At 32.7% G+C, this 26,274-nt stretch carries 21 protein-coding genes and 5 tRNA genes; 3 read left to right on the plus strand and 23 right to left on the minus strand.

Features of this window, described 5'->3' with window-relative positions:
* Positions 1–3 precede the first annotated feature (3 nt).
* The 17 genes from secE to BMZ09_RS03170 form a co-directional block, all read right to left on the minus strand.
* Complete coding sequence (gene secE, locus BMZ09_RS03090; protein ID WP_028290299.1) at positions 4–201, minus strand: preprotein translocase subunit SecE; 198 nt, start codon at positions 199–201, stop codon at positions 4–6.
* 88 nt (positions 202–289) lie between these two features.
* Positions 290–362: transfer RNA gene (locus tag BMZ09_RS03095), tRNA-Trp, on the minus strand.
* Positions 363–424: 62 nt separating this feature from the next.
* Entirely contained in the window at positions 425–1,612 is a 1,188-nt protein-coding gene (gene tuf, locus BMZ09_RS03100; protein WP_090837418.1) for an elongation factor Tu, read from the minus strand.
* A gap of 68 nt (positions 1,613–1,680) precedes the next feature.
* Positions 1,681–1,752: transfer RNA gene (locus tag BMZ09_RS03105), tRNA-Thr, on the minus strand.
* An 11-nt stretch (positions 1,753–1,763) separates the two neighbouring features.
* A tRNA-Gly gene (locus tag BMZ09_RS03110) sits at positions 1,764–1,836 on the minus strand.
* A gap of 53 nt (positions 1,837–1,889) precedes the next feature.
* Positions 1,890–1,971, minus strand: a tRNA-Tyr gene (locus BMZ09_RS03115).
* 76 nt (positions 1,972–2,047) lie between these two features.
* Positions 2,048–2,121: transfer RNA gene (locus BMZ09_RS03120), tRNA-Thr, on the minus strand.
* Between the two features lie 87 nt (positions 2,122–2,208).
* Positions 2,209–2,523 (minus strand): ribosome hibernation-promoting factor, HPF/YfiA family, encoded by a 315-nt coding sequence (gene hpf / locus BMZ09_RS03125; protein ID WP_090837420.1) that lies wholly within the window; start codon positions 2,521–2,523, stop codon positions 2,209–2,211.
* A 25-nt stretch (positions 2,524–2,548) separates the two neighbouring features.
* Positions 2,549–3,439, minus strand: coding sequence for a tyrosine-type recombinase/integrase (locus tag BMZ09_RS03130; RefSeq protein ID WP_090837421.1), 891 nt, complete (start codon positions 3,437–3,439; stop codon positions 2,549–2,551).
* A gap of 113 nt (positions 3,440–3,552) precedes the next feature.
* Positions 3,553–3,747 carry a 30S ribosomal protein S21 gene (gene rpsU, locus BMZ09_RS03135; protein WP_090837423.1) on the minus strand — a complete coding sequence of 65 codons (195 nt, stop codon included), beginning with the start codon at positions 3,745–3,747 and terminating at the stop codon, positions 3,553–3,555.
* 81 nt (positions 3,748–3,828) lie between these two features.
* Positions 3,829–5,256: a carboxypeptidase-like regulatory domain-containing protein gene (locus BMZ09_RS03140; RefSeq protein WP_090837425.1), complete on the minus strand. Its 1,428-nt coding sequence runs from the start codon at positions 5,254–5,256 to the stop codon at positions 3,829–3,831.
* Positions 5,257–5,531: 275 nt separating this feature from the next.
* Complete coding sequence (locus BMZ09_RS03145) at positions 5,532–6,701, minus strand: acyl-CoA dehydrogenase family protein (protein WP_090837427.1); 1,170 nt, start codon at positions 6,699–6,701, stop codon at positions 5,532–5,534.
* 24 nt (positions 6,702–6,725) lie between these two features.
* On the minus strand, positions 6,726–7,613 hold the full coding sequence (locus tag BMZ09_RS03150; RefSeq protein WP_090837429.1) for a ComEA family DNA-binding protein: 888 nt from the start codon (positions 7,611–7,613) through the stop codon (positions 6,726–6,728).
* A 12-nt stretch (positions 7,614–7,625) separates the two neighbouring features.
* Positions 7,626–9,215 carry an alanine/glycine:cation symporter family protein gene (locus BMZ09_RS03155; RefSeq protein ID WP_090837432.1) on the minus strand — a complete coding sequence of 530 codons (1,590 nt, stop codon included), beginning with the start codon at positions 9,213–9,215 and terminating at the stop codon, positions 7,626–7,628.
* Positions 9,216–9,306: 91 nt separating this feature from the next.
* Positions 9,307–10,332, minus strand: coding sequence for a potassium channel family protein (locus tag BMZ09_RS03160; protein ID WP_090837433.1), 1,026 nt, complete (start codon positions 10,330–10,332; stop codon positions 9,307–9,309).
* Positions 10,333–10,335: 3 nt separating this feature from the next.
* Positions 10,336–10,563 (minus strand): PspC domain-containing protein, encoded by a 228-nt coding sequence (locus BMZ09_RS03165; protein ID WP_028283630.1) that lies wholly within the window; start codon positions 10,561–10,563, stop codon positions 10,336–10,338.
* Between the two features lie 12 nt (positions 10,564–10,575).
* The gene (locus tag BMZ09_RS03170) at positions 10,576–11,850 is read right to left on the minus strand and encodes a DUF2851 family protein (protein ID WP_090837435.1); all 1,275 of its coding nucleotides are present in this window, start codon (positions 11,848–11,850) and stop codon (positions 10,576–10,578) included.
* Positions 11,851–12,034: 184 nt separating this feature from the next.
* Between BMZ09_RS03170 and BMZ09_RS03175 the strand changes: the two genes are divergently transcribed.
* Positions 12,035–13,216: an MFS transporter gene (locus BMZ09_RS03175; protein ID WP_177183506.1), complete on the plus strand. Its 1,182-nt coding sequence runs from the start codon at positions 12,035–12,037 to the stop codon at positions 13,214–13,216.
* 32 nt (positions 13,217–13,248) lie between these two features.
* Here BMZ09_RS03175 and BMZ09_RS03180 read toward each other — a convergent pair whose 3' ends face one another.
* The gene (locus tag BMZ09_RS03180) at positions 13,249–14,604 is read right to left on the minus strand and encodes a UDP-N-acetylmuramate--L-alanine ligase (protein ID WP_090837438.1); all 1,356 of its coding nucleotides are present in this window, start codon (positions 14,602–14,604) and stop codon (positions 13,249–13,251) included.
* Between the two features lie 161 nt (positions 14,605–14,765).
* On the opposite strand from BMZ09_RS03180, the gene BMZ09_RS03185 reads away from it, so the two are divergent.
* The gene (locus BMZ09_RS03185; RefSeq protein WP_090837440.1) at positions 14,766–15,509 is read left to right on the plus strand and encodes a hypothetical protein; all 744 of its coding nucleotides are present in this window, start codon (positions 14,766–14,768) and stop codon (positions 15,507–15,509) included.
* Between the two features lie 3 nt (positions 15,510–15,512).
* Here the strand turns inward: BMZ09_RS03185 and BMZ09_RS03190 are convergent, their stop codons facing one another.
* Complete coding sequence (locus BMZ09_RS03190; protein ID WP_090837441.1) at positions 15,513–16,457, minus strand: tetratricopeptide repeat protein; 945 nt, start codon at positions 16,455–16,457, stop codon at positions 15,513–15,515.
* 211 nt (positions 16,458–16,668) lie between these two features.
* Between BMZ09_RS03190 and BMZ09_RS03195 the strand changes: the two genes are divergently transcribed.
* Positions 16,669–23,277: an alpha-2-macroglobulin family protein gene (locus BMZ09_RS03195; RefSeq protein WP_090837443.1), complete on the plus strand. Its 6,609-nt coding sequence runs from the start codon at positions 16,669–16,671 to the stop codon at positions 23,275–23,277.
* Between the two features lie 11 nt (positions 23,278–23,288).
* Here BMZ09_RS03195 and BMZ09_RS03200 read toward each other — a convergent pair whose 3' ends face one another.
* Genes BMZ09_RS03200 through BMZ09_RS03215 form a run of 4 tightly spaced genes read right to left on the minus strand, consistent with a single transcriptional unit; the run spans position 23,289 to position 26,050 of the window.
* A complete protein-coding gene (locus BMZ09_RS03200; RefSeq protein WP_090837445.1) occupies positions 23,289–24,017 on the minus strand; it encodes a LytR/AlgR family response regulator transcription factor in 729 nt (242 codons plus the stop codon).
* Positions 24,014–25,078, minus strand: a complete 1,065-nt coding sequence (locus tag BMZ09_RS03205; protein ID WP_090837447.1) for a sensor histidine kinase — start codon at positions 25,076–25,078, stop codon at positions 24,014–24,016. The genes BMZ09_RS03200 and BMZ09_RS03205 overlap by 4 nt, the downstream gene beginning before the upstream one ends.
* Positions 25,078–25,494 (minus strand): hypothetical protein, encoded by a 417-nt coding sequence (locus tag BMZ09_RS03210; protein WP_090837449.1) that lies wholly within the window; start codon positions 25,492–25,494, stop codon positions 25,078–25,080. The genes BMZ09_RS03205 and BMZ09_RS03210 overlap by 1 nt, the downstream gene beginning before the upstream one ends.
* A gap of 52 nt (positions 25,495–25,546) precedes the next feature.
* Positions 25,547–26,050: a hypothetical protein gene (locus BMZ09_RS03215; protein WP_090837451.1), complete on the minus strand. Its 504-nt coding sequence runs from the start codon at positions 26,048–26,050 to the stop codon at positions 25,547–25,549.
* Positions 26,051–26,274 lie beyond the last annotated feature (224 nt).

A 26,274-nucleotide genomic window follows, 5' to 3' on the forward strand; every position in this document is an offset into this window, starting at 1 on the left:
AATCTATCCTGTTATAAGGTTAAAGTATAAACTAATAACTTTACTAAAAACAGTATCAATCCCCCATATTGCTAAGGAGAAAATAATTGAAAAAACAGCCACTAGGATCGTTAAACTTTGCGCCTCAGACCAAGGTGTCCATGTTACGTTGTTTTTTAATTCTCCAAATGATTCTTTTATATAGTTTACTATTCCAGCCATATGTCTTTGTTTAAATGTCTTCCTATGGAGCGGACTACTTTATTCTATTTTGAGGTAAACGATAATTATTATCATTTACCTCAATTTGCACGGGCGGAGAGACTCGAACTCCCGACACCTGGTTTTGGAGACCAGTGCTCTACCAACTGAGCTACGCCCGTAAATAAAAACCAAGACACCACGCGAACGAAGTGTCTTAGCTTTATATTTTATAAACTATAAATTAGTCTAAAATTTCAGTTACCTGACCTGCACCAACTGTTCTACCACCTTCACGTATAGCGAAACGTAATCCAACATTCATTGCGATCTTTTGGATTAACTCAACATGAATTGTTAAGTTATCTCCAGGCATAACCATCTCTACTCCTTCAGGTAACGCAATGTTTCCTGTTACGTCAGTTGTACGAACATAAAACTGAGGACGGTAGTTATTATGGAATGGAGTGTGACGTCCACCTTCTTCTTTTTTAAGGATATAAACCTCAGCTTTAAATTTAGCGTGTGGTGTTACAGAACCTGGCTTAACAATAACCATACCTCTAGAGATTTGAGACTTCTCAATTCCTCTTAATAAGATACCAGCGTTATCTCCAGCTTCTCCTCTATCTAATATTTGACGGAACATTTCAATTCCTGTAATAGTAGATGTTAATTTTTCAGCACCCATACCAATGATCTCAACTGGATCTCCAGTATTAGCTACACCAGTTTCGATACGTCCAGTTGCTACTGTACCACGACCTGTAATAGAAAATACATCTTCAATTGGCATTAAGAAAGGCTTGTCCATATCACGAACTGGCTCTTCAATCCATGCATCAACTTGTGCCATTAATTCCATTACTGTATCAACCCATTTTTGCTCACCATTTAAAGCTCCTAATGCAGAACCAGAAACTACAGGTCCGTTATCACCATCATACTCATAGAATGATAATAATTCTCTAACCTCCATGTCTACTAACTCTAAAAGCTCTTCATCATCAACCATATCCACTTTATTTAAGAATACTACGATTCTTGGGATACCTACCTGACGACCTAATAAGATGTGCTCACGAGTTTGTGGCATTGGACCATCCGTTGCAGCTACTACTAAAATAGCTCCATCCATTTGTGCAGCACCAGTTACCATGTTCTTAACGTAATCGGCGTGACCTGGACAATCTACGTGTGCGTAGTGACGATTTGCTGTTGAATATTCTACGTGTGATGTATTAATTGTAATACCTCTTTCTTTTTCTTCTGGAGCGTTATCAATCTGATCGAAAGATTTTGCTTCTGATAAACCTGCATCAGCTAATACTTTAGTAATAGCAGCAGTTAAAGTTGTTTTACCGTGATCTACGTGTCCAATTGTACCAATATTTAAGTGTGGTTTTGAACGATCGAAAGTTGCCTTTGCCATGTTTTAATAATTTAATCTTAGTTATATAATAATATTAGTGTATTCTTAATTTTTTATTCTTTATTCAGAGCCAATGACGGGAATTGAACCCGTGACCTCTTCCTTACCAAGGAAACGCTCTACCCCTGAGCTACACCGGCTTAAATATTAGAGCGAGAGACCGGGTTCGAACCGGCGACATTCAGCTTGGAAGGCTGACGCTCTACCAACTGAGCTACTCTCGCAATTATTTAAAATCCTTTGTCGTCTAAAATTAACTTTTCTAATTAAAAAAAAGTGGGGAGAGCAGGATTCGAACCTGCGAAGACGTAGTCAGCAGATTTACAGTCTGCCCTCGTTGGCCGCTTGAGTATCTCCCCAATTTTAAACTTTTCACTCTATTAAAGAACTTGTACAAAGTTAAAATAATTTATAATTTATTTTAACTTTATTTTGAGCCGATGGAGGGACTCGAACCCACGACCTGCTGATTACAAATCAGCTGCTCTAGCCAGCTGAGCTACATCGGCTTTTATATCTCTTTTTACTTCTAAAAAAAGCCCGCTATTTCTAACGGACTGCAAATGTATAGATTTATTTAATTATTCAAAACATTTTTATGAAATATTTTTAAAATTTTCTTGTAATTTTTGTTTTCGCTTTTTTAACTGCCTTTCTAAAGAGGCTACAGCACCGTCTACACCCTCTTCAAAAGTCTTACATTGTTTTTTAACAACAAAGCTATCTCCGGGTACATTTATCTTGGCTTCAAAAACTTTATTTAGTTTATTTCTAGTCTTTTCGACCTTTAGATAGACTTCTGACTGAATTACCTTATCGTAATACGTTTCTAACTTATTCATTCTTTTTTGAATAAATTCTAATAATTGGGGATCGGCATTAAAATTAATTGCCTGTGTGTTTACCTTCATACTTTAAATTTTTGTGGTTAAACATTTATTTTTTACTTCTAGGATGTGCTTTGGCATACACTTTTTTTAACTCTGCAATACTATTATGAGTATATACCTGAGTGGCTGCTAAACTAGAATGCCCTAATAACTCCTTTACCGCGTTTATCTCTGCACCTTGATTTAATAAATGGGTCGCAAACGAGTGTCTAAGTATGTGGGGACTTTTCTTAACCTTACTTGAAGCCTTACTAAAGTAATCATTTATAATTCTGTAGACAAGAGTTTCATAAATTTTAACGCCCTTTTTTGTTAAAAACAAATGCGTTTGATCAGTAATAACTTCTAATTTATTTCTTTCCGTTTTATAATTTGCTATGCTTTCTACAATTGACGGTAATAATGGCACAATGCGCTCTTTATTTCTTTTACCTAAAATCTTAATTGTTTTGTTTTCTAAGTCGGCATCCTTTAATTTAATGTTAATCAATTCTATACGACGCATTCCTGTTGAATAAAACAATTCTATAATTAGCTTATTTCTTAACCCTTCAAAATCTGAATTATGACTTATTTGATCTAGAACGGTTGTTATTTCGTTTTCAGAAAAAGGGATTTGAACTTTTTTACTAGTTTTAAGTGCCTTATGTTTTGACAATGGATTTATTTTAACTTCTTCTATTTTAAGTAAGAATTTAAAAAAGCTATTTAGAGCAGAAATCTTTCTGTTTATACTTCTGTTTGCTATCCCTTTTTGAACAAGACTAACAATCCATGTTCTAATTTGAGCATAATTAACCTCATTAATCGTATTATTCTGTTCTTCTTGATTTAAAAAAAACAAAAAGGATTCTATATCTTTCTTATAAGCATTAACTGTTAGACTAGAATATTTTTTTTCTAATAACAGATAATCTAAAAAGGCTTGTAATAGCATTATGTATGTAAAGTATTTAAGTCCGATAAATATACCATTTTTTGTATCAGATTACTGGAAAAACAAAAATCCCACTAAAAATTTAGTGGGATTTTATTATTAATTGCAACTGCTTACACAGCTTCTTGATCTCTTAAACGTTGTACATATTGAGCCTTTTGAACTTTAACTCTATTACCTACAGAAGGTTTTGTAAACTGCTTACGACTTTGCAAAGCGCGTCGCGTTCCTGTTTTATCAAACTTACGTTTGTAGCGTTTTAATGCTCTCTCTATATTTTCTCCGTCCTTTAATGGAATTACTAACATAGTATCTTAACCTCCTCTCTTTTAAAATTTTGAGGTGCAAATATAGAAAGTTATTTAAATTGAGCACTCATAAATTTAATTTTATTGTTTAAAAAGAGACGATCGCTTTGTTAAATCTTTAATTAGTTTTTCGTCTTCTTCACTTTCTAAAAGGGTATTGTAGTTATCCCAAAACAATTTATTGTACGGTTTAACTGAAAAAATATCTGGATCCCAATCTTGTTGCAAAGCAGCTTCAATTACTTCTGGATCTTGAATTATCTCTGTAAACAGTATTTCTTGTACTGTATAATAAAAACGTTCTTCCTTATTAAACAACGCTTCTTCTTCCTTGTTTATCTTACCCGTTGGCTTATAACCTACGTTAACTAGTTTAGGTGTTTCATAATAGATATAATTAGGATACATTTTATCCTGATACTCCATATAAGAGATTACAAGCTTATGATTGATTTGCGTATCAAATAGCGTTTTACTCCTATTTTTTTGTGCGTCAGAACCTGCTCTAAGTTGGTATTCGATTTTTTTAATTGAAAAATTATCCCAATAAATATAAATCCAACCTTCCGCAATATATCCTTCGTTATAAATCCCTTCCGTGTTTAAACCCGCAAAGTTTTCACCTTTATCAATTTTAATTTTATAAATTTTGCGCTCGTTGTCTACTAAAATAGTATCCAATTTAAATTGATGTGTTTTTAAAACATCATCACCCAATAATGCTTTTGGACTTTTAGAGTTACGGACTAAATTAAGCTTTCCTTTAAATAAGTTTTCTAATCCATTTACCCTGGTGTCATTCCATTTAATGGACTTTATTAAAGATGACTTAGCAATTGTATCACGTCTTAAATTTTTGGGCTTTAAATTAACATTAGCGTTGTACTTTAAATACGTTGAATACGAGAATAAGCTATCTACGTCACGTAAGTCGTAACTTTTTCTAACCTGATCTACATTTATTTTTAAGTTGTCTGCACCTCCTGTAACATAACTGGAATCGTCGTACAAAGTAATAGCACTTTCTACTAACCATTTAAATTGTTTCTTGTTTCTTTCTTTATGTCTTAAAAACCCTTTCTGAAGATAAGGCTGCTCAGGCAGGTTGTTTTCTAACCTTTCTAAAGCTCTAATTACAATATCATTACCTGTTTTAGGTCTATTTTCGGCGACTATTAAAATTTCGTCTAAAGACGCAATATCTTCTTCTAAAAGTATATCTAGTGAGTTATCAAATTGATCGATTGTTGTTTTGTAGCTTTTAAACCCTATTGAAGAAATTATAATTGTATCCTTTTCCAATGCCTTAGGCACCAATAATACAAACTTCCCATCCGCATTGGTTATTGTTCCAATGGTTGTGTTTTGAACATACACACTGGCGTTTTCAATAGGTAACATACTCATAAAGTCTGTAACCTTACTCTTAATTTCGGTTTGTGCCACAGCAAAGCTTCCTACTAGTAAAAAGATAATAATTACTGAGGATTTGATCTGAGTCAATTTCATTATAAAAAATTTAAATATTATTTGTTAGCAGGATTGCAATCGGTTATAACGATTACCATTTTAGCGAAAACGCATTACCGCTTTCGCTAAAAAGCTAATCAAATTATTTTGTAGCTGGCTTATAGTCTTTACCGTCAATTACCATTTTAGCGATAATTTTGAAGCATTTTCGCTAAAAAGTTAATCAAACTATTTAGTAGCTGGCTTATAGTCTTTACCGTCAATTACCATTTTAGCGATAATTTGGAAGAATTTTCGCTAAAAAGCTAATCAAATTATTTCGTAGCTGGCTTATAGTCTTTACCATCAATTACCATTTTAGCGATAATTTCTCTTAAAATTTCTGAAGTACCACCACCTATTGGTCCTAATCTACTATCTCTCAATAGTCGTGCCAATGGATATTCTTCCATATAACCATAACCACCTAAAAACTGCAGACAATCATAAATAACATCGTCCGCTACTTTAGTAGATTTTAATTTAGACATTGTTGCTTCTTTTACAACATACTCACCTTTACCTAATCTATCTGCAATTGTATAATTAAACGTTTTACAGATTTCTACTTCTGTAATATGATCTGCTAAACGGTGTCTTAAAGCTTGAAAACGATCTATAGTTTTACCAAAAGCTGTACGCTCTGACATGTATTGCATTGTATAATCTAAAGCAAACTCTGCTCTAGCATGTGCATTTACCCCCATAATTAGACGTTCCGTCGCAAAATGCTGCATTATATATGCAAAGCCTTTGTTTTCTTCTCCCATTAGGTTAGAAGCTGGAATAGTTACATTATCAAATGCAATCTCTCCTGTATCCGATGCTCTCCAACCTAATTTATCTAATTTAGTTGCAGATACACCCGGCGTATCTCTATCAATCAAGAAAATACTAATCCCCTTATTCCCTAATTCAGGATTTGTTTTTGCTGCTACTACTAAATAGTCGCTGTACACTCCGTTTGTAATAAATGTTTTTGACCCATTAATTACGTATGTATCTCCTTTTTTAACTGCTGTAGATCGCATTCCTGCAACATCACTACCACCAAAAGGCTCTGTAATACAAAGACACCCAATCATGTCTCCTGTAATACTAGCAGTTAAATATTTTTCTTTTATAGCATCACTACCTTCTGCTTTTAAATGCGTCATTGCAAGATAAGCATGTGCCCACATTGCAGCTGCAAAACCAGCAGAATTGATTTTTTGCAATTCTTCTAGCAAAATAATCATATAGAAAATATCTAAATCCATTCCGCCATATTGCTCCGGGTAACTAATACCAAAAAAGCCCATATCGCCAAATTTTTTCCAAATAAAGCGTTCTATACTTCCAGTTTTTTCCCATTTATCAATATGAGGAACGACTTCTTTTTTTAAAAAATCGCGTAAACTTTCTCTAAATAAATTATGCTCTTCACTGAAGTACATATTTCCCATAATACGTTGTGTTATTGTTAAGTTCTAATCTAGACGTAAAGATAACTTAATTATCTGTATTTTATTAACAGGAAAACCGTTAACTTTTGTTAATTCGTCAATGGATTTAAACCCGTCACGCAAGGTCCTTTCTTCTATTATATTGTGCGCTACTTCGTAATCTATATATTTAATAGTAACCAACTGTTCTTTAGTTGCTTTATTTAAAGCCATTTTGGTAATTACTCTTGGTGATTTAATAACAAAGTTATCTTTTACGTTTTGAATAACTTCTGGCGTTAATCCATACACCTCTTGCAACTCTACAAACGAATGAAACCCATTTACCTTTGTTCTAAACTTTACTATACGCTCTGAATAAGAAGGTCCGATACCATATACTTTTTGAAGTTGTGCAGCTGTAGCTGAATTTAAATCTAACTTCTGACTTATGGTCTTTGGTGTATTAGAAAATGTCTTAGAAAACGTCTTTTGTTTTGGCTTTGGATTAGTTACCCAATCTGGAAATTTAAAATAAGGAGATATTTTAGCCAATAAAGAATCTGAAACCATTGTTACCGCCTTAAATTGACCAACAGAATTGATCCATTTATCTTGGTTTCTAAAAGCCAATAACCTATCAATTTCTTGAGTAGTCATTCCTAAAGTATAGCCTTTATGATCTGTTATAAAATTAGGATTAAAAGGATAGATTTTTGGTTTACGCTTTTCTATTTCAATTGCTTTAAGCGAATCTACTTGTTTAATAAAAGCATCAACTTCAGCATCTTTAGAATCAAAGTCAGGAGTTGTATTTAAGAGTGATGGTAATACAAAATGAAAAAACACAAGTAGCATTAAAATTATTGATACCAATAAAAAAATCCCACTCCTTTGTTTTTTAGAAAACATGAAGTGGGATTGATTAAACATTATATAGTTTATTTATGACGCATTAAACGTTTTAATAACGCTCATATATTTTTTAAGTTCTGACTTAACTTTTGGCGCTAATAATACTAATCCAATCATGTTTGGAACCATCATAGCAAATACCATTGCATCAGAGAATCCTATTACTGAATTTAAACTTGCTGCTGCACCAATTACTACAAATACACAAAAGATTACTTTATACGTATACTCTGCTCTTTTAGTTCTTCCAAATAGGAAAGACCATCCTTGGTAACCATAGTAAGACCAAGATATCATTGAACTAAAAGCAAATAATACCACTGCAACTGTTAACACATATGGGAACCAGCTAATAACACTACCAAAAGCTCCTGAAGTCATTAAAATAGCTTCTGCATCATTTGATGGTCCTGTACCTGCTAAAGACCCTGTAATAATTAAAACTAAAGCTGTCATTGTACATACTACAACAGTATCGATAAATGGCTCTAATAAAGCAACCATACCTTCACTTGCAGCATATTTTGTTTTTACAGCTGAATGCGCGATAGAAGCCGAACCAATACCTGCTTCGTTTGAAAACGCTGCACGTCTAAATCCTTGTACTAATACTCCAACAACACCACCTGCCATTCCTTCTGGGCTAAAAGCTCCATTCCAGATTTGAGCAAATGCATCTCCAATCATATCATATTTAGCAAAAATCACAAATAAAGATGCTAACACATATATTAATACCATGAATGGCACAATCTTATCTGTTACTTTAGCAATTTTTTTAATTCCACCAATAATTACAATACCTACTAAAACAGCCATTACTAGACCAAAAGCCCATCCATAACCATGTAAGAAAGATTGGTCTCCTCCTGTAATGTTTTCTACTAGTTGAAACGCTTGATTGACTTGGAACATGTTTCCACCTCCAAAAGAACCTCCAATTACAAATATTGCAAAAAGAACAGCTAAAACTTTTCCTAAACCACCCATACCTTTAGACTTAAGTCCTTTAGTTAAGTAGTACATTGGACCACCATATACGGTTCCATCTTCGCCAATATCTCTGTATTTAACACCAAGTGTACACTCTACAAACTTAGATGCCATACCTAAAAACCCAGCTATAATCATCCAAAACGTTGCTCCTGCACCACCAATTGACACAGCAATAGCAACTCCTGCAATATTACCTAAACCTACTGTTGCAGATAAAGCAGCAGTTAATGCCTGAAAGTGTGATACTTCTCCTTCGTGGTTTTCAACAGCTATAGTTTCTATATTATCACCACCTGGAGTAGAATCTCCTGCAGCAATCATAGACTCATGATGATCTAACTCATCATACTTACCTCTTACAATGTTTATAGATGTAAAAAAACCTCTGAAATTGATAAAGTTAAAATAGAATGTAAAATAAAGCGCTCCCAGAATTAAAGGGAACAATACCCAAAATATCTTAATTCCTCCTCCAAAATCTATTTGATAAAAAATAAGATCAACAAACCAGCCTGTAGCGTCTCCGAATTTTTCGTCGATAATCTGATCTAAACCTTTTTCTTCCTTCGCAAAGGTCAAAAGCGGTAATATTAATGTAAAAATTGAAAGAAGGTATTTCTTCATAATTTAATTATTAGTTAGTAAAATTTTAATTAAGATTAGCAAGATGCAAAAAAATGGTGAATTTTTAAAAGAAAACTTGTTAAATACCGTATTAGTCTAAACTAAAAACAGTATTCAATTTTTTAATTTGTTCCGGTCTTCCTAATACGATAACTTTAGAACCAGGTATTAATTTTAGTTCGCCTTCTGGGTTGACAATATACTCGCCCGCACCACTTTTAAACCCTATAACTGTACATCCTGTTTTGTGGCGTAAGTCTAAATCTATGATAGATTTGATACCTGTATTTGGATCGTATAATTTTTCGACTTGAACTTCCTCTATATTTATATTACTTTCTCCTACGATAGCAAGATTATCAATAAATTCTATTAAATCAGGAACAACTACTAAAGACGCCATGTGATCACCACCAATACGATCTGGTAAAATAACGTTGTTAGCACCTGCTAACTTTAGCTTCTCATAGGATGTTTCTTGAGATGCACGACTTATGATGCGTAAATCCTTTTTCATTTGTCTAGCAGAAAGCACAACAAATAAATTATCTGCGTCATTTGGTAAAGCCGAAATCAAACTACTGGCACGCTCTATACCTGCTTGCAATAAGACTTCATCTTCGTTAGCATTTCCAAACACGAAAGGCATATTTTCATCTTCAAATTTTTCAATAACCTCCTTGTTTTTTTCGACAATAACAAAAGGTTGTTTGTGTGCTAATAACTTGGTTGCAGCCTGTTTTCCGTTTCGACCATAACCACAAATAATAATATGGTTATTCAAGCCATCAATTTTTTTCTGCATTTTCTTTTGTTTTAATTCTTCTATATTATTTCTGCTTAAAATAAATTCAGTAATAATTGTTAAGGCATAACCAACAATGACAACACTATTTAATATTAAGAATATTGTAAATATTTTTGAGGTATCATCCAAAGGTTGCACCTCTCCAAAACCTACTGTAGTAATGGTGATTACTGTCATGTACAAGGCGTCTATCCAAGTATAGTTAGACATAAATCTAAACCCAAAAACACCAATAACTAACAATATTAGTAATAAGGTTATGGCTGTATATATTTTAGACCTGTAGAGTGTTATTAATGGGTTAGTCATAAGTTATAGATCAAACACAGAAGAGCGTTTAGTGTATACAATATCTTTAATACGCATCCAAAATGCTAAAAATAAATACAATGCAAATCCAAAGCCAAGTGTCGCAAATGTTAAATACATAAACGTTGTACGTACTACTTTAGCTCTAATCCCCAAACGGTCAGCAATACGCTGACAGACGTGATAACCACGTTTTTGAAAATAGTGTAATTGTTTATATAAGAATTGCATATTGCAAGATAATTAATTTTGAGTAAGTATAGTATTACCAATAGCACATTTTAAACATTGGTTTGCATCACAATAATTATTTTTAAGTTGAATAACCGCTTGACTCTCCAAAGCTGATGTCACTGAAACTTCTAAGCTTTTAAATTTATCTACAATTCCGTTTTGTTCTGGATTTAATTGTTGCATAAAACTAACAATCTCTTCCTCAATAGATTTACCTTGTTGTTTTGCGTAACAAAATTTAAGCGGAATAATTGTATTGATTAATAATAGATCAATAAACGACTTTGTTATCTGCTTTTTTCTGGTTTTAGAAATTTTTTCAAACGTATAATGTGACTCCCAAAAGGGTGAGGTTGACACCGAAAACAATTTATAAATAGCCTCTAGGTTTTCTGAAGCGATTACTTTTGAGAACAAATTTTGGTGCAAATGATACAAATTAGCCAATTGTGATAATCTAATAGTCGGAAAATTTGGCGGTCGCAACCTAAAAAACTGTAACGGACTAACACTACTACTGTCTAATTTAAATTTTTGTTTTAAAAACGTGTATTCTTTTTGAAGTCCTATATAATAAATATCCTCGACTTCTTTATCTAACAAACTAGCCTGACCATAAAACAAAGCTTCTAAACTTAGCAGACTACTCTGTTGTTTTCTTACTACAGTAAAATCAAAACTATTAACCAAGCTAAAAAAGGAATCTCCATTAACTTTAAGTCCAAAGTTTTTGGCTAATAATTTAAACATTACCGCTTCCCAATCATTGTTTGATGTTTCTAAAATAGACTCGATAGTTTTTGCTTTACGTTCCAGACGTTCAAAATATAAACGCTCCAACCAGTTATTAACTATAAATGGGTTAACCTCTGTAATTGTATGCTCACAATTAATCCAAGTTTGCTGACTACTAAACAATTTATGATAATTAGTTAACGCAGTTTCCGAAACGTAATTTTGAAGTTCTATAGTTGGTATTTGTGTATTGTCTTTTCTGAAAATTTCTGTGTCATGCTCCCAAACGACATGTAAAATAACATTATCATAGTTAGGATCTACTTCATGATTATGGACAAACCAATCGCTAGATTTAATATGGATTTCAATATTACCAGCCCATAATTGATTATCAATATGTATTTGTCCATTAAAAAAATCAGGGCCAGTATGATGGTTGTGTGTCCCGACATGTTTTACACTTACTAACTCACCTTTAGTGGTTTGAAGATTTGATGTTTCAAACTTTTTAAGTTTCCATAAGTAGTGTAAAAAATCTTCTTGCATGGTTTAAATGTAAGATTCGCTTTTGAGATTTACAAATAAGCAGTCATTATTTGTAAGAAAAATAAGCAATTAATCAACCAGGAGTCGTAAGTAAGTATTAACCATTTGTACTTTCAACTTAAAAAGTTAAGCTAAAAAACCACTAACTTCGCTATATTAAATGAAACAAAGCACACCACTAATATTGAAACATTTTAAATTAATACTGCCTGTAATTGTAATTTCTCAATTTTGTTGCACATGCCTATGGTTTGCAGGTAATGGTGTGATTAATGACTTGGTATTAAACTTTAATTTAAAAGTTACCGCCTTAGGTCATTTAACGTCTGCAGTACAATTTGGCTTTATTATAGGAACATTACTATTTGCTATTTTAACAATTGCAGATCGGTTTTCGCCTTCAAAAGTCTTTTTTATTAGCGCCTTATTTGGATCTGCATTTAACTTGGGAATTATTTGGAACGGTCACACCTTGATATCTCTACTAGCACTGCGCTTTTTAACTGGTTTTTTTCTAGCTGGGATTTATCCAATAGGAATGAAAATAGCTGCAGATTATTACAATAAAGGCTTAGGAAAGTCACTCGGTTTTCTGGTAGGCGCGTTAGTTATAGGAACTGCCTTCCCACATTTATTAAAAGATTTTACAACAACCTATCCTTGGAAATCTGTTTTAATTACAACCTCAGTACTTGCAATAATTGGAGGACTATTAATGTTACTATTAGTACCTGATGGTCCCTACCGAAAACCTAGCCAAAACACAAATTTAAGTGCCTTTTTTAACGTCTTTCAGAAACGAGGTTTTAGAGCTGCTGCTTTTGGATATTTTGGTCACATGTGGGAACTTTATACTTTTTGGGTATTTGTCCCTATAATATTAAAACAATACACCATAATAAACACAGACGTCACCTTTAACATCCCTTTATTATCCTTTATAATTATAGGGTTAGGAGGATTAGCCTGTATCTTAAGTGGTTATATAGCGCAAATTATAGGCACAAAAAAAACAGCGTTTATCGCGCTGCTTTTATCGTGTGTCTGTTGTTTAATATCTCCATTAGTATTTACCACAACTTCGGAAACGCTATTTATTGGTTTTCTTATATTTTGGGGAATGGCAGTCGTTGCTGATTCGCCATTACTTTCTACTTTAGTTGCTCAAAATGCTTCCTCTGAATTAAAAGGAACCGCACTTACCATAGTTAACTGTCTTGGATTTACTATTACCATAATTAGTATTCAGGTTATGACTTCACTAGTTGAGTTATCAAGCTCCAACAGCATCTATTTTATATTGGCTTTAGGACCAATATTAGGTTTGATTGCTTTGGGACGTAAACACAAAACGACTGTATTATAATAATTCATAATAGTCTATTCTATTTAAACACACTACCCAATCAAACCCTTTACCTCATCAAAATCTAATCCACCATAATTACCACTGCTCATTAACAACAACGCTTTGTTATCAATTTTTTGAGAGAATAGATAGTTTTTAAAATCTTCAGGATTGGTGTAAATAATTAAATCTTCACGTTGAAAAGCATCTGCAATTTGCTGTTCTGACACTGAATCTAGTTTTTTGATTTCTACTGCATGCGGACTATAAAAGACAACTGCAACATCTGCTGCATCTAAAGCACCTTTATATTCCTTTAAAAACTCAGCATTTAAGCTACTATACGTGTGCAACTCTAAACACGCCACTAACGTATGATTTTCATATTGTTCTTTAACCGCATTTGTTGTTGCTTTTACCTTACTTGGCGAATGTGCAAAATCCTTGTAAGCAACACTAGTTTTACTTTCTGCAATTTTCTCTAAACGCTTACTAGCTCCTTTAAAGGTAGAAATAGCTTCATAAAAATCGTCTTCGTCAATTCCCATATGTTGGCAAATCCACTTGGCGCCTGCTAAATTGTTCAAATTATGTTTTCCAAATACTTCAATAGGCATTGGACCTTCTGGAGTTTCTAATAATGTTTCACCATTATCAACAGTATATTCTGGTGTATTATATGCAATCTTACGTATTGGGTTTTCTGAAGCTTCAACAACACGTTTTACCTCAGGGTCTTCTTCATTGTAATTAATACTTCCACCTTTAACAATGCTATCTACAAATATGCTAAACTGCTCTACATAATTTTCATAAGTCGGAAACACATTAATATGGTCCCAAGCAATCCCGCTTAATAACGCAATATTTGGTTTATATAAATGAAATTTTGGTCGTCTATCAATAGGACTACTTAGATACTCGTCCCCCTCTAAAACTATAAAATCGTTATCATCGGTTAGTTTAACCATAACGTCAAACCCTTCCAATTGTGCACCAACCATATAATCTACATCACGATCATGATAATGCATGACATGCAAAATCATTGATGTAATAGTTGTTTTACCATGACTTCCACCAATAACCACTCTAGTTTTATGCTTAGATTGTTCGTATAAAAACTCAGGATAACTATAAATTTTTAAGCCTAACTCTTGTGCTTTTAACAACTCAGGATTATCAGCTTTGGCATGCATCCCTAAAACAATAGCATCCAAATTACCGGTTACTTTTTCTGGAAACCATCCAAAAGTTTCAGGCAATAATCCTTTAACTTCTAATCTAGATTTTGAAGGTTCAAAAATAGTATCATCACTACCCGTTACTTGGTAGCCTTTATTGTGTAATGCTAATGCTAAATTGTGCATGGCACTTCCGCCAATAGCTATAAAATGTACGTTCATTATACTTGTTTTGTAGAGTAATCAAAGATACTAATTGCCAACAAAAATCAAGGATTGATTACACCCTTTTTCTAAATCTTTTTCAATTTAAAAAATCAAATAAATTTGAACTTTACATTATTAGGGGTATTATTGTCTAACAGAAATAATAAATCGCTTTTATGACTTCGGAAAACATTGATCACCACATTAGTGATCACAAGTACTTGAATCTACTTTTAAACGGTAAAGAAATTACCGGCTTTTCTGATTTTTCTAATTTAGATTTTGCTGATCAAGACTTTAAAAACCATATTGAAACACAATATATAGATAGCTTTAATACTATTTATAAAAAGTACGAAATAGACTCTAAAAACAATGCTAAAACTAGTGCTTTTTTAAGATCTCTTGAGTTTTTAGCAACGCCTAAAGTTATTGATGTTGTTGCTGCACAGTATTACCCAAAACTTAATGACGCATTAAACGTATTAAAACAGACTAAAGCTATCGTAGATGAAAAGCCTGAAAACTTTAATGTCCCTTTAGTGAATAATACATTAAATGTTTTAATCCTAAATATCTGCAATAGATTAGACCAATCTGAAGTTATTGAAAATGGCAAAAAGCAACTTATTGCGCACTGTTTATATATTTGTGATGCAATATCACATGTAAATCCTAAACACCATAAAGAGATTTACGTAGCACGAAAAGATGTTTTAAAATACATCGAAAAAATTGACAGTTACAAAACAGAAGAAAGTCATTTGTATTTTGCTCCAAAAATAGAAACCGATGAGGACGCTTCCGCAGAAGGACCTATACTTGAAAAGAAAGTAAAAAAACGTGGTGCTGGTTTCTACATTTCTATAGCCATTGCTATCGCTTACGTTGCTTACCGCTTTTTCTCTCGTATAAATTAAAGCCTATAAATTCTTTTTAAAAGAAGTAAACACATCAATACTTGGTAATTCGGCAAGCGCCAAATTAATATATTTCAAAGCATTTATAGTGTCTTTTTTATGCTTATAAATTTGTGCTAAACGGTAATTTGCCCAAGCTTTTGGCACACCATCTTTAGCTGAGTAATTTTGAATATACGCTACCAAACAACGTTCCCCTTTTTCCAATTGCACATTATAGTCCGCACACACCTTACCTATTTGGTAATGTAAACTATTACGTTGGTGCTTTGTTTGTGCAGCTTCGATATTAGAGACTGCTTTTTCTGGTTGTTTTTCTTTTTCATACAAAGCGGTAAGCTTTTCATAACAAGTCAAAGACCCACCTACTTTAATAGCTTTTAGGTAATACTCTTCTGCTAATTCTGGCTCATCATCATATTCATAAATATAACCTTTAGCCAAATAACCATCTACTTTAGATAAGTTTTCTAACTGATTAGCATACTTTAAAGACGTCTTTTTGCTTCCACCAATTATACCTGGCAATTGCATATACAACTCTACTAAAGCCCAACGTGCTTCGATATGGTTAGCGTCTAATTCGGCTGCCTTTAAAAAAGAAGATTTTACATCTCCGATAATTCCTAAAGCTGATATTTTACTAACGGATAAGGCTTTCATCCCTAAAGCACCTCCTAATTTATAGTGGTAATTAGCGGTATTTGGTTTAGAGGCTACTAATTTTTTATATTCTGTAGCAGCTTCATCCCATTTTTTCTGATGTCCAAAAGCGTCACCTAATAACTCAATAGCCTGTAAATTATCGGCATGGTATTTTACGTAAGCACTTAACTCCTGCTCTGCTTTAGCAAATTGTTTATTAGTGATATAATCCTGACCTTTTTCTATAGAGGTTTGCGCTAAAAGCGCTACAGGAAACAATAAAGCGATTAAAAATAATTTCATGTATTTATAGATATTGATTTAATATGTGCTTTTTATGATTGAATATTAAAGGTTTACAAAAATAGTATTCTATTGGTATTGTTTTTGTATTAATTGGTTAAATATTATTTAACTTTAAATCCGTGACACGTTACTCATTCAAACGTCCACTTTACGCATTTATGTTTTCAACAACTAAAAAACTAAAGTACTTTGCTTAAAAATTAATAAAATGAAGCACATATCCACTTTTTTAATGATTTTACTTTTTGCTACCTCGCACTCTCAAACCAACAACTATTCCAAACTTTGGAATCAAGTTGAGGCGCACGAGATTAATGGGCTACCTAAAACAGCGCTTGAAGCTCTTAAAGTCATAGAGACCAAAGCTATAGCAGAAAACAATACAGACCAACGTATTAAAGTTTTATTGTTTAAAAGTAAGTTTGCTTTATTATTAGAAGAGGATGCACAACTAAGTATTATTAATAGTTTTAAAGCAGAAATTGCTAAAAGTCAAGCTCCAACAAAAAATGTATTAGAAAATATGTTGGCGACTTTATATTGGCAATATTTTAAACAAAACAGATATCAATTTTATAGACGTACCAAAACCGAAGTCAAGGCAGATGCTATAGATTTCCGTACTTGGGACTTAGAGACACTTTTTACTGAAATAAAAACACATTTTGATAACTCTTTACATAATGGTTTAATATTACAACAAACGGATATTAGTCAATTTGAAGCCATCATCACAAAAGGGAAAGATACCAAAATCTACAGACCAACATTATTTGATTTTTTAAGTCATAATGCTATTGAGTTTTACAAAACATCAGAAAACAGAATTGCACAGCCAGCTTATAAATTTACGATAGACAATGCTTCTTACTTAAATGCTTCAGAAGCATTTTCTAAGATAAACATCACTTCTAAAGATTCCACTTCACTACAGTTACAAGCCTTAAAAGTATATCAGGATTTAATTAAATTTCACTTAAAAGACAAAACCCCATACGCTTTAACCGACGTTAATACGGAGCGTCTAGACTTTATCTATTACCACAGTACTTTTAACAATAAAGACGCGGTTTATTTAAAGGCGTTACAAGCTGAAGCTGAAAAACATAAAGGACATGAAGTTTCTGCCTTGTACAACTTTAAAATAGCGACGTATTACAACACGCAAGGTCATAGTTATAACAAAGACACTAATCCTGATGTAAGATTTAAAATTAAAGATGCTTATGCTATTTGCAAGCAAGTTATTGCAGATTTCCCAAAAAGTAAAGGTGCTAGCTTGTGTAAAACGTTACAGTCGCAAATAGAGCAACCTAATCTTACTATTACTGCGGAGCAATTTGTGCCCATCAAAACACATGCTCGTTTTTTAATTAGATACACCAATGTGGCAAAGTTAACCTTTAACGCTCATTTGATCTCAAAAAAACAACGTGATGCTTTTTCTAAACTATATAAAGAAGACGAAAAGAAAGCCTTTATAGACAAACTTAAAGTTGAAAAAACATGGACTTCATCTTTAAAAAACGAAAACGATTATCAGCAACACACTACTGAAACCTTAGTGCCAAAACTAGACAACGGATTATACCTTATTGTAGGACAATCTACAGATTTAGACACTAACTTTTTTGCAACAGCCTTAACGCAAGTCACTAATATTGCAATAGTAAATTTTGAAGACCAAAACCAAGAATTTTACCAAGTTATTGATCGTAACAACGGACAACCTTTAGCTAATGTAACAGTAGCAATCGATTACATTTATCGTAATGAAATTTTAAGTACTACAAACAGTACGACAGATTCCAAAGGAATAATTACACTTAATAAAACCAACACCAATAAGCGTAATCAAATTGCCTTAACTATCAAATCGAAATCAGATACCGCCCATTTTGGCAATTACTACTTAAATAACTACTATAAAAATCGTGATAATAACGACACCAATTATCGTGCATTTATTTTTACAGATCGTAGTATTTACAGACCATCGCAAACCGTTTATTTTAAAGCCATCGCATTAAAAAACAAAGTCAATACCACTAATGTAATCGCTAATCAAAAACTAAACGTTATTCTATATAACACTAATGGTGAAAAAGTAAGTGATTTAGACCTTATAACTAATGACTTTGGATCCATTTCTGGGGAATTTATTTTACCCAACGATGGACTGACCGGTAATTATAGCGTTCAGATTAACGACAATAAGATTTATGGAAACACTACTATTTCTGTTGAAGAATATAAGCGTCCTAAATTCGAAACCAACTTTAATCCAATTACAGAAACTATAAAAGTAAACGATAGTGTTACAGTAAAAGGTGAAGCTATAGCTTTTGCAGGAAGTAAAATCACGGATGCCAAAGTGGTGTATCGCGTAGTCAGAAATGTACAATATCCTACATGGTACAGATGGTATAGACCAAGTTACAATAGTGACGCGCAAGAAATAACACATGGCGAAACTATAACTGATGCAGAAGGTAATTACGATATTATTTTTAAAGCTATTCCAGATGAAAAAGTAGACAAATCAGGCTTACCAATTTTTAGTTATGAGGTTACAGCAGATGTCACAGATATTAACGGAGAAACTAGAAGCACCTCAACTATTGTAAAAGTAGGGTATCACGCTTTAACAGCAACTATTGGCATTACTCCTGTTATTGACAAATCTAATAAGGATAATCAAATTACTATTACAACACAAAATCTAAATGGTCAATTTGTTGCTGCAAAAGGGACTTTAAAAATCTATAAGCTACAAGCACCCAATACTGTATTGAGACCACGTCCATGGGTTGCTCCAGATTATGCTGGATTTACTGAAGACACTTTTAAGGACTACTTTCCGCATGATGCTTACACTAATGAAGACAATCCAGAACATTGGAAAAAAGGCGACTTAATATTAAGTGAAACCTTTGATACTGAAAAGTCTAAAACGCTAGATTTAAAAAATACTAAAAAATGGTTATCGGGAGCTTATATATTAGCGCTTGAAACCAAAGACAAGTTTGGACAAACGGTTAAAGACAAAGCTAAAACCATGCTGTTTTCAGATAAAGACAACACCTTAGCAGATCAACAATTAATTACAGTTACGACAGACAAAACAAGTTATGACATTGGCGATACCGTAACACTAACTTTAGCAACTGCTGCAAAAGATATTACTGTTACCGTAAGTGTAGAACGCGATTATCAAATCAAACAAAATTATGTCATCCAATTAAATCAAAACAAAAAAACGGTAACCATACCTGTAGACAAAAACGATTTAGGAGGTTTTGGGATCCATTATAGTTTAGCCGCTTTTAATAGTTATAAAGGAGGTAGTATAACTATTAATGTGCCCTATCCTAAAACAGAATTAGAGATTGAAACTTTAACATTTAGAGATAAGCTACAACCTGGAACTGATGAAACTTGGAGCTTTAAAATTAAAGGCACTAAAGGCGAAAAAATAGCATCCGAGTTTTTAGCTAGTATGTACGATGCCTCTTTAGATCAATTTAAATCTCACAATTGGAACTACTCTAGCTTTACACCAAGAAGTTACTACGCATCATACCGACGTAATAATGGTAATAGCTTTGGAAGCACTTCGTTTAGAGTTAATAGACCGTATACTTATGACACCTTTAATAATTCAAAAAGCTTTGATCAATTTAATTGGTTTGGCTTTACTATTAATAATAACCGTTGGGTGTACAATCAGTATTTAAATAAACTTAGAATTGATCGCATTGTGACGTCCTATGATAGTGCAATTAAAAAAGGTTATGTATCAGGAACAGTTATTGACGCAAACGGATTACCTCTCCCTAGTGCAACAATACAAGTAAAAGGAACGGATACAGGAACAAGTACTGACTTTGATGGAAAGTATATAATTAAAGTAAAAAAAGGCGATGTTTTAATTTTTAATTATGTCGGTTATTCAGTTATCGAAAAAACTGTTGGTTCTGATAATGTTATTAATATTAGTCTTAATCTAGATAATAACAGTTTAGATGAAGTAGTTGTCACTGCTTATGGCACAAAAAAAAGAAAGAGTTACACTTCATCTGTATCAATTATACAAGCCGATGAAATCCAAGTTGAATCTCCTTCGGAAAATATTGATTTGATGCTTGAGGGAGAAGCTTCAGGACTCCAAGTTGTATCTGCAAATGGTAAGCCCGGACAAACAGCTTTTCTTAGAATCCGAGGCGTCGGAAGCATAAATGCGTCTAATACACCTTTATATGTTGTTGATGGTGTAATATTCAATGGAGACCTTTCCGCTTTAAATACAAATGACATATTAAGCATGTCTATTATAAAAGGAACAGAAGCAAGCGCTTTATACGGAAGTAAAGGCGCTAACGGAGTGGTAATAATAACCACAAAAAATGGAGCAAAAGAAGCGTTTTCTGATGTAAAAGCAAGAACCAACTTACAAGAAACTGCTTTTTTCTTTCCACAATTAGCCACAGATAAAGAGGGCAATGTATCGTTTAACTTTACAACTCCTGAAGCTTTGACTAGATGGAATCTTAATTTGTTTGCACATGATAAGCAAGGTAATTATGCTAAAAAAACTTTGCAAACAGTTACACAAAAAGACTTGATGGTGCTACCTAATGCTCCGCGTTTTTTACGTCAAGGAGATCAAATACAGATTAGCACAAAAATTTCTAATCTTAGTACAAAAGATTTAACAGGTACGGCAGTGCTTCAGTTGTTTGATGCATTGACCGGGAAATCTATAGATTCGGAATTAGCAAATACTTTAAACCAGCAATCATTTTCCGCGAAAGCGAAAGGCAACACACAAGTCACATGGACGTTGTCTATCCCGGATAATGTAAGTGCTGTACAATATAAAATATTAGCTAAATCAGGCAATTTTAGTGATGGTGAACAAAACGCTTTACCCGTTTTAACTAACCGCATGTTAGTAACAGAAACCTTACCAATGTGGATTAGAAGTAACGAGAGCAGAACCTTTACTTTAGATAAATTAAAGACTAACACCTCTACCACTTTAAAGCACCATAAACTAACCTTAGAAATGACTAGCAATCCTGCTTGGTATGCAGTACAAGCGTTACCATACTTAATGGAATATCCATATGAGTGTAACGAGCAAACGTTTAGTAGATTTTACGCTAATGCCTTAGCAAGTCATATTGTAAATAGCAATCCACGTATAAAAGAGGTGTTTAGCCAATGGAAAAATACAGATGCGTTATTAAGTAACCTTGAAAAAAACCAAGAATTAAAATCTATTTTAATTCAGGAAACACCATGGTTACGTGATGCACAATCGGAAACGGAACAAAAAAAACGTATCGCATTATTATTCGATTTAAATAAAATGAATAGCGAGTTAAAACGCACCAAGAAAAAACTACGTAACAACCAAATGAGTAATGGTGGTTGGTCTTGGTTTGGAGATTACCGTGTTAACCGCTACATCACACAACACATTATTACAGGTTTTGGACATCTTAAAAAACTAAATGTGGTTAGTGATAAAGATGAAGACATTACTGACATGGTTGAAAATGCTTTAGATTATTTAGATGCTGCATTTGAAAAAGAATATAACGATTTAACAAAGTATACTAATGACGTGGATTACACCAAAGATCATTTAAGTTATACGCAGTTACATTATCTATACATGCGAAGCTTTTTTCCGGAATACAAGTTATCTAAAAAACAGCAAGACATACACCAATATTATTTATCTCAAATTAGAAATTACTGGCTAAAACGTCCTTTATATGCAAAAGGAATGATGGCACTAATTATGAATAGAAACGAGGATAAAACAACGTCTAATGCTATTTTAAAATCGGTAAAAGAAAACAGTATTACGTCTGACGAGTTAGGTATGTACTGGAAAGAAAACACCAATTCTTACTATTGGTACCAAGCGTCTATCGAAACACAAGCCTTGATGATTGAAGCTTTTGCTGAAATAGATTTAACAAGTACTGATGTCAAACTAAGTGCTATCGAAGTGCAAGCAGAGCAAACAAAAACTATTGACAATCTTAAGATCTGGTTACTTAAAAATAAACAAACCAACCGATGGAAAACAACTAAAGCAACCACAGATGCAGTGTATGCCTTATTATTACAAGGTAATGATTGGTTAAGTGTTACAGATATGGTTGATGTGGTTTTAGGTGGTGAAAAAATAACCCCTGCGACTTTAGAAGATGTTAAAGTAGAAGCTGGAACAGGTTACTACAAAACGTCTTGGTCCGGAGCTGAAATCACACCAAAAATGGCAGATGTCAAGCTGACTAAAAAAGGAGATGGCATTGCTTGGGGAAGTTTATACTGGCAATATTTTGAGGATTTAGATAAAATAACCTCTGCTGAAACCCCTTTAAAACTGAAAAAGCAATTGTATTTAAAAACCAATACAGATACCGGTGAGGTTATTACTGCAATCACTAAAGACAGCAAACTAAAGGTTGGCGATTTAGTGAGGGTCCGTATAGAGTTAAGAAGTGATCGTGCTATGGAATTTGTACACATGAAAGATATGCGTGCTGCAGGTTTAGAGCCTATAAATGTATTAAGTAAATATAAGTATCAAGATGGTTTGGGATATTACGAAGCCACTAAGGATGCGTCAACAAATTTCTTTTTTGACTATTTACCAAAAGGCATTTATGTTTTTGAATATGATTTACGTGTTAACAACGCTGGTAATATGAGTAACGGTATTACAACTATACAAAGTATGTATGCACCAGAATTTAGTAGTCATAGTGAAGGTGTTCGTATTGAGGTAGAATAATTAATACGCCATCAAAAACTTAACTGATCTTTAAATATATAGGACTGTCTTCTTGAGATTTCAATTTCTTCTCCAGAATTCAGTTCTATTTTTAATTTTCCATTAAACCAAGAGACTACTTTTTTAACGTGATTGATATTTATAATCTGTTGTCTGTTGGCTCTAAAAAATATATCTGAAGGCAGTTTTTCTTCTATTTGAGCAAGCGATTTATAAATTAATGGGGTGTTACCATCAAAAAAGACTCGGGTGTAATTACCAACAATTTCGAATAAAGAAATGTCCTGCACTTTTACTAGCCAACATTTTTCGCCGTCCTTAATAAAAATCTTTTTATCCAAGCTCAAGCCGACTTCTTTGGTTTCTGTTTTTGGAAGGTCTTGACTTTGTTCTAAGACTTTTGTTATTGTTGCAGAAAAGCGTTTTTGATTGATGGGTTTTAATAAATAATCAAACGCATTATACTCAAACGACTTAATAGCATATTCGTCAAAAGCGGTTGTAAAAATAGTAGTTGGTACTTCGTCTAGCATTTCTAAAAGCTCAAACCCGTCTTTTTCCGGCATATTAATGTCTAAAAAAAGTAAGTCTGGATTAGTTTCATTTATAAGTTTAAACCCCTCGTCTACGTTTTCAGCTTCGCCAATAAGCTCTATTTCCTTATGTGCTTTTAAAAGCTCTTTTAATTCATTTCTAGCCAATCTAGAATCTTCAACAATAACTGCTTTTAATATTTTCATAATAATGGCATTTTAATAGTGGCAACCACCTGGTTATCTATTTCGTTTAAAGAAAATGTTGCGCTTTTATCATACAGCAACTCCAAACGTCTTTTGATATTTTTTAAACCTAATTTTGTTGAGTCTTCATGAGTTTGTAATGTCCCAGAATTAGATACCTCAATTTGCAATTGGTTATCCTTTATAGTTGTAGATAAACATACTTGACCTCCTTTTTTTAAATTTGAAATACCATGCTTAAGTGCATTTTCTACCAACATCTGAATAATCATTGGTGGAATTTGCTTATTTAAAGAAGCCTGGTCAATATTAGTTATAAACTGCAAACGATCTTCAAACTGAATTTTAGAAATTTCGATATAATTTTCAACCATTTCTAGCTCGTCTTCTAACAAGATGGCATTTTCTTCACTTTTGGTTAATGAATACCTTAAGGTTTCAGACAGATTGGTTAGCATGTTTCTTGCTCTATCAACATCTTCTAACATTAATCCACGAATATTATTTAAGCTATTAAACATAAAATGTGGGTTAATTTGACCTTTTAAGGTATTGAGCTGAGACTCCTTTAAACTAGTCTCCAATTCCAAACGTTTTTCTCTTGTTCTATTAAGCTGCATTAACCCTTTGATAGCGACATAAAACACAGTCCAAACCATAAAGTAAATACCGTAATTTAAAAACAAAATAATATGATTTTTTAAACTTTGAGAAGCATGATTTAAAACATCTACCCGATCATACAAAAAAGTATAAGTCAACCTGATATAAATGGTATACGACAGGATTAAAAGTGCACTAGCTAAAAACAAAAGCCCCATAATTTTAAAACCATCGACTACTTTTAGCGCATCAAATTCTAAATATTTATTTATAAATTTTTTAAGCAAATGCGTTATCAAAATAGAGAGAATTGCTAGTGCCACAAAATCTAAGAGTAATTGCCAGATCTCTAATTTAAATTCGTTACCTGAAATCCAATAAGAAAAAGCAGCAACTCCGCTTAATAAAGACCAGATTATGATTTGCAGTGACCAGTAGTAAATTGATTTAGTTTTCATTAATTTTCTATTAGGTTACAGTTATCTATTATAAAACGCTGGTCTTGACCATTAAAATTTTTAACTATAAATTGAAAGTTATAATCTTCACATATACGCTCTTGAACTAAGAGACTAACAACATCCGATTTTAAATCAGATACAGAAGAATAGTCACAGTTTGACAGTATAAACATGAAAGCATTAGTATGTTTTTTCATTTTTTCTTGATCAACAAGCATTGATTCTTTGAATTGCAACTTTACACTTTCAATAGTTTCACACTTACATTGCTTACTAATTGTGTTTTCTATTCTAGCAGATGTGTAACCTTTTCCCATACCCAAAGTAAAGGTGCCCACAAAAAAGAGTCCCACTAAAAACAGAGCAAATACAGTGATTAAAAGAAATAGGCGTTTAGAATTTATTTTCTTCATTAATAACAGGACTTATTAGATTAAACAATCGTAATATATTACTATTCTACTATTACTGAAGCTTATTTTTTAATGTAATTTCCAATAATTCAATATTACTATCTACTTTCTTAAAAGCTAAAAAACCTAAAAAGGAAACTACAGCTAAACTAATTAAGCATACAGAAATCACAATAGTTATAGACTTATATCTTAACGCAAAAGGCACCAAGGTTATCATATAGAAAGCCATAACAGGCATTTCGTATTTTTCACGTTTTAATATGTATTGTTTAAACTTTAAGACACCACTATTTAAAGAGGTTTGTGTATATGATTTTTGTTTTATATTATTTGTTTGCAAATATTTAATGGTATAAATTATTTGTGCCAATGCTCCCAATAGCAATGGAATTGCCTGCTCTAAATTATTTCGAGATATAAAAGCAGCCCCTACTGAGAATATAGCTAAAATTATAGAAGATACTTCTGCCATTTTTGAGCCACTTAATAATGCTTTGAAATTTTTTAATTGGTCTTGAAAAAGGTCTGTTCTGTTTGTTTTTGATGTTGTCATGGTGTATTGGTTTTAGGTTAATTATTAGTTTTAATTTAAAACGACGTCAATGATTAATTGAACGACTGCTTTTACTAGATTGATCATAACACTGTTGTTTTTGATTAATAATTACTACTCGTTTTTTATTGATAGTATAAATATACAGCCACATTAGGCATTTAAAAGTGATAATATGACGAGTGGTAAATAGATTATGCTAAGCGGGAACAAGAGGTTTTAAG

Origin of the sequence: Olleya namhaensis, from assembly GCF_900114005.1 — a bacterium.
In the GTDB taxonomy this organism is placed as follows: domain Bacteria; phylum Bacteroidota; class Bacteroidia; order Flavobacteriales; family Flavobacteriaceae; genus Olleya; species Olleya namhaensis.

Bases quoted from the DNA above. Each gene is read 5' to 3' on its own strand.
- secE (WP_028290299.1), bottom strand. From the start codon at position 201: ATGGCTGGAATAGTAAACTATATAAAAGAATCATTTGGAGAATTAAAA.
- tuf (WP_090837418.1), bottom strand. From the start codon at position 1,612: ATGGCAAAGGCAACTTTCGATCGTTCAAAACCACACTTAAATATTGGT.
- hpf (WP_090837420.1), bottom strand. From the start codon at position 2,523: ATGAAGGTAAACACACAGGCAATTAATTTTAATGCCGATCCCCAATTA.
- BMZ09_RS03130 (WP_090837421.1), bottom strand. From the start codon at position 3,439: ATGCTATTACAAGCCTTTTTAGATTATCTGTTATTAGAAAAAAAATAT.
- rpsU (WP_090837423.1), bottom strand. From the start codon at position 3,747: ATGTTAGTAATTCCATTAAAGGACGGAGAAAATATAGAGAGAGCATTA.
- BMZ09_RS03140 (WP_090837425.1), bottom strand. From the start codon at position 5,256: ATGAAATTGACTCAGATCAAATCCTCAGTAATTATTATCTTTTTACTA.
- BMZ09_RS03145 (WP_090837427.1), bottom strand. From the start codon at position 6,701: ATGGGAAATATGTACTTCAGTGAAGAGCATAATTTATTTAGAGAAAGT.
- BMZ09_RS03150 (WP_090837429.1), bottom strand. From the start codon at position 7,613: ATGTTTAATCAATCCCACTTCATGTTTTCTAAAAAACAAAGGAGTGGG.
- BMZ09_RS03155 (WP_090837432.1), bottom strand. From the start codon at position 9,215: ATGAAGAAATACCTTCTTTCAATTTTTACATTAATATTACCGCTTTTG.
- BMZ09_RS03160 (WP_090837433.1), bottom strand. From the start codon at position 10,332: ATGACTAACCCATTAATAACACTCTACAGGTCTAAAATATATACAGCC.
- BMZ09_RS03165 (WP_028283630.1), bottom strand. From the start codon at position 10,563: ATGCAATTCTTATATAAACAATTACACTATTTTCAAAAACGTGGTTAT.
- BMZ09_RS03170 (WP_090837435.1), bottom strand. From the start codon at position 11,850: ATGCAAGAAGATTTTTTACACTACTTATGGAAACTTAAAAAGTTTGAA.
- BMZ09_RS03180 (WP_090837438.1), bottom strand. From the start codon at position 14,604: ATGAACGTACATTTTATAGCTATTGGCGGAAGTGCCATGCACAATTTA.
- BMZ09_RS03185 (WP_090837440.1), top strand. From the start codon at position 14,766: ATGACTTCGGAAAACATTGATCACCACATTAGTGATCACAAGTACTTG.
- BMZ09_RS03190 (WP_090837441.1), bottom strand. From the start codon at position 16,457: ATGAAATTATTTTTAATCGCTTTATTGTTTCCTGTAGCGCTTTTAGCG.
- BMZ09_RS03195 (WP_090837443.1), top strand. From the start codon at position 16,669: ATGAAGCACATATCCACTTTTTTAATGATTTTACTTTTTGCTACCTCG.
- BMZ09_RS03200 (WP_090837445.1), bottom strand. From the start codon at position 24,017: ATGAAAATATTAAAAGCAGTTATTGTTGAAGATTCTAGATTGGCTAGA.
- BMZ09_RS03205 (WP_090837447.1), bottom strand. From the start codon at position 25,078: ATGAAAACTAAATCAATTTACTACTGGTCACTGCAAATCATAATCTGG.
- BMZ09_RS03210 (WP_090837449.1), bottom strand. From the start codon at position 25,494: ATGAAGAAAATAAATTCTAAACGCCTATTTCTTTTAATCACTGTATTT.
- BMZ09_RS03215 (WP_090837451.1), bottom strand. From the start codon at position 26,050: ATGACAACATCAAAAACAAACAGAACAGACCTTTTTCAAGACCAATTA.